The organism is Mesorhizobium sp. M7A.F.Ca.AU.001.01.1.1 (assembly GCF_004022735.1).
GTDB lineage: Bacteria > Pseudomonadota > Alphaproteobacteria > Rhizobiales > Rhizobiaceae > Mesorhizobium > Mesorhizobium ciceri.
Map to the genome: position 1 here is coordinate 1 of NZ_RZPF01001107.1, position 1,269 is coordinate 1,269.

At 64.9% G+C, this 1,269-nt stretch carries 1 protein-coding gene and 1 pseudogene; one reads left to right on the top strand and one right to left on the bottom strand.

Going from position 1 to position 1,269, the window contains the following annotated elements; genetic code table 11:
- Positions 1 to 236, top strand: a pseudogene (locus EN884_RS39200) (MFS transporter); the annotation flags it as partial.
- 6 nt (positions 237 to 242) lie between these two features.
- Here the strand turns inward: EN884_RS39200 and EN884_RS36250 are convergent.
- Positions 243 to 1,269 (bottom strand): M23 family metallopeptidase (locus EN884_RS36250; protein WP_164895433.1); only part of this gene is annotated, 1,027 nt, incomplete at its 5' end.

The following is a 1,269-nucleotide window of genomic DNA, read 5'->3' on the forward strand; positions in this document are numbered from 1 at the left end:
ACGCGAATGCACTGGACGCGAGCGCAACGTCCGGCATCCCGGGATTTGGTGAACCGGCGCCAGCCGGGCTTGCCCCGGCCATCGATGCGACAAGGCTCGCCGCCAGCGACGCCGCGTTTGCCGCGGTTTCTTCGGTGACCGCGCTGCTTTGCCTGCTTGCGGCTGTTATCGCCTGGACGACCATTCCCGGTGATCGATTGCCATGGCCGCGAAAGGCCGAAGATACGCCAGGCTGAAGCCGATCAACCGTCGATCTTGGCGCTCGCAACCTTCAGCGAATCGCTGTCTTCCTGCTTCAACAGTTCGTCGATGCGTTCGCGTTCGCGCTTGAAGGCGACGAGGTCATCGCCCTTCAGCACCTTGCCGACCGGCAGGCGGACACGCATCGGATCGACCTTGGTGCCGTTGACGATCAGCTCGTAGTGAAGATGCGGGCCGGTGGCGAGGCCGGTTTGGCCGAGGAAGCCGATGGTCTGGCCCTGGCGGACGTGCACGCCCGGTTCGATGCCTTTGGCAAAGGCGCTCTGGTGATTGTATGAGGTTTCGTAGCCATTGGCGTGGCGGATGATGATCTGCTTGCCGTAACCGCCGGCCCAGCCGACCTTCTCGACCGTGCCGTTGCCGGCGGCGATGATCGGCGTGCCGATGGGTGCTGCCCAGTCGACGCCGGTGTGCATGCGGACATAGCCGAGGATCGGATGCCTGCGGGCGCCGAACCCGGAGCGGAATTTCCCGGCGGGCAGGGGATTGCGCAACAGGAACTGCTCGGCGCTCGAACCGTCCTCATCGAAATAGTCGGTGCCGCCGTCCTGCATCTGGAAGCGGTAGAAGTTGCGGGTCTGGCCGCCGAACGTCGCCGAGACGTAGAGAAGCTCGGAGCTGTCCGAGGTCTGATCGTCGCCGTCGGGCTGCGAGAACAGGACTTCGATGCGGTCGGCGGGGCTGAGGCGAGACTGGAAGTCGACATCGGACGCCAGCAGCTTGATCAACCGCTGCGTCATCGCCTTGGACATGCCGTAGGAGTAGGCGGCGCGGTAGATGCCGTCATAGACGTTGGGCAGGTTGCCGCGCACCACCACCGGCGCCGACGAATCATCGAAGGCCGTCAGCAATTCGGGGTTCGGATCCGGTTCCTGCGCCGGCACATACTGGCCGCGATCGTTGAGCGCGATGGTGACGATGTGCTGGGTCCGGTCGTAGACGCTGGTGCGCACGACCTTGGCGGCATCGCCGTGAACCTCGAGGCCGACGCGCAGCACGGTTCCAGCC